The following is a 2,838-nucleotide window of genomic DNA, read 5'->3' as shown; positions in this document are numbered from 1 at the left end:
TACTGATAAAAGACAAAAGAGGTAGTAGTTATTTGCTTGACGGCAAAGGGAATATAGAGCTGAACGCCGTAAAAGATTTTACCCTTTGTGCAGGGCGAAATATCTCACTCAATGCACAGAACAATTTTGTGTTAGACGTGGGCAATACCGCCCTGATGAACATTTTGCAAAAGACCTTGCTTACCACCCCCTTTATGGAACAGCTCATTGCTACTTACTTCCACACCCAAGCGGGCAGTGCCTTGATACACTCGCCTAACCAGATAAAGATAGAGGCGCAGGATACCAATGTAGCGGGCACTAAAAAGCTGTTTATACACTCCGATGAAGAGGCAACTGTAAACAGCAAAGGATTACTTTCGGTAAAAGGGGAACAAGCAAATAATATTACTAATAGTGCAGAAAGCTATGCTACCAGTGACCAACAAATACACGCTAAATGCTTGGTACACTTCCGACCCAAAAGAGGCTGGAAAGGTGAGGATTACGGTTTTGACTGGATGCGCGTAGGCGATACAGGGGTGTTTGGCGATACCGATTATAAAACTATTGTAGCCAAACAATACGATAGTGCAGGAGCTCTTGTAACAGATGTTAATAGATATGATGGGACTTTTACCCCTAATACTAACTTATACACTGATTTAGAAAGAGAATACACTTATTATACTGTGCCTTGGCGTACAGTAGGAGGTAGTCCTACAAAATACTATTGTTCGTGGCTTTCTATGTTGCCTACTAAAAAAGTAGGAGATAGTGAACAGCCCAACAGCGTGCAAGTTTTGCTGAAAATAGATATAGAACAAGCCCCTGACGAATTGCGTTTTAAAGAGCCCGAAGGCTTTACTGTAAGCCCCAAAGTGATTCGTACCCAAGAAATGCCCAGAGGGGTTACAGAGCAACTACTGCTGATTACTTGTAATACCCCTTGTGGGGAAAACAAGGATTTAGAAGTATTTGCGGTTACCAAACAAGCCGATGGTAGTGAAGTGGAACAATTAGCCGGCAAGCTCCATATATGGGCAAACGCCCCTGCTAAACAGAAAAAGGCTAAAATGTTGTTGATAAGTGTAAAGACTCCTCCTATTTCAACAGGTAATGAATTGACAGGAGAAACTACGGGGCAAGAAGATTTATTTAAAAAGTATTTACACCAAGCTCTGATAAATACCGAGGTGATTACTGAGGAAGTAGATATAAGTAATCCTACTGATGCTCCCCACTTTTTGAATACTTATGTTCGAGCTGGGAAAATAGTAAGCTATTACAAGGATACCACCTCTATCCCTCCAGGATTTATAGATTTGGAAAAATATATTTACAACAAACTAAAAGCCGATTTAAGTGCCAAAGAAGAAGATCCTAACCAGTATGACGACCTCTATAAAGCTATTTATTTAGGAGAGAGGGGAGGATATATGAGTGTTGGTGGCTTTAAGGGACTAAATGGGTATTGCTCAGATAAGTTTATTGTATTATTTCCAAGCAGAAATGACCAAACCGCTGCTCACGAGTTTTTACACAGTTTTGACCTCCCACACAGTTTTACTAATAAAGAAGCAAGTGGTAATGCCGATTATACTTATACGGTTAAAACAACAGAAAACTTGATGGATTATTCGCATATTGTACACGAAGAACGCTATTCTCTATGGAAATGGCAATGGAAAAAAGCTAATGATAGTATAAGAAGTTAATAATATAAGAAAGAAAAAAATAAAATAACAGAGATATGAGTAAAATAATTTACAACAATTTCCCTATCGTAACCGACGAATTTGAAGTTTTTGATATGGCTTTATACCAAGTAATGGAAAAAAATGTATTAGGACACGCTCATCAATATTTAAAGAATGGTACTTATTTTGAGATATGGAAAGGAAAAAGCGATTATATTTATAATTATTTTCCTTTCAATTCTTATTTTTTTATGTCAAAGAAATTTTATATGTCAAACGGTTATATAATGCGGAAAGGCATAAATTATGTAAGAGGCTTTGCCAAAGGGCTTTGGTATGATTTTGATGAAAAAGGACATCTTATTAAAACCACTGATTACGATGCGCCTTTTACTTTTAGTTTTGAGGATATCTTAGCCTATTGTAGGGCACATCGTATTGAGGTAACAAAAGGATACCAACGTATAGGATTTCATAATGAGATTCACCGTTTTGTAAATGCCGATGGGAGTTGTTATTGGACAATAGAACATTTGAAGCGTGACGACCTTATAGAAGCTATCTATTTAGACGGTAAAACAGGGAAAGAAATCAAAAGAGAGGATATAGAATACATCAATAATTAACACTATGAACCGTTTAGAATTTCTTAAAGCATTAGGTGCTGTGGGAATAGGCTTACCTTTGCTGTCTTCTTTTGGGGCAATAACTGAGGAAAAAGTAATTTACCAAAATCTTCCAACTATAACCGATGAATTTGAAGTATTTGACGAAGCTACTTATCGCATAATGAAAAAAGATGTATTAGGGGACGTTCATCAATATTCAAAGAATGGTACTTATTTTGAGATTTTAAAAGGAGAAGATGAAATTATTTATAATTATTACCCTTTTAACTCTTATTTTTGTTTATATAAAGAATTTTATGCTTCAAATGGGTATATAAAACAAAAAGGAATAGCATATGTAAGAGGTTTTGCCAAAGGACTTTGGTATGAATTTGATGAAAAAGGATATCTTACTAAAACCACTGATTGCGATGCGCCTTTTACTTTTACTTTTGAGGATATTTTAGTCTATTGTAGGGCACATCGTATTGAGGTAACAAAAGGATACCAACGTATAGGATTTCATAATGAGATTCACCGTTTTGTAAATG

The 2,838-nt window shown here is 36.3% G+C and carries 2 protein-coding genes and 1 pseudogene; all 3 read left to right on the top strand.

Annotation, left to right across the window (positions count from 1 at the left end):
* Window positions 1-1,697: pseudogene (locus tag HMPREF1320_RS11530) on the top strand (hypothetical protein); the annotation flags it as partial.
* A 35-nt stretch (window positions 1,698-1,732) separates the two neighbouring features.
* Entirely contained in the window at window positions 1,733-2,305 is a 573-nt protein-coding gene (locus HMPREF1320_RS05705) for a hypothetical protein (protein ID WP_009417808.1), read from the top strand.
* A 4-nt stretch (window positions 2,306-2,309) separates the two neighbouring features.
* The coding region (locus tag HMPREF1320_RS10810; RefSeq protein WP_009417809.1) for a hypothetical protein at window positions 2,310-2,838 on the top strand (529 nt) is incomplete at its 3' end.

This window comes from Capnocytophaga sp. oral taxon 335 str. F0486 (assembly GCF_000277665.1).
Classification (GTDB): domain Bacteria; phylum Bacteroidota; class Bacteroidia; order Flavobacteriales; family Flavobacteriaceae; genus Capnocytophaga; species Capnocytophaga ochracea.
The sequence above is the reverse complement of the archived record's forward strand: the minus strand, read 5'-3'. Positions and strand labels throughout refer to the sequence as shown.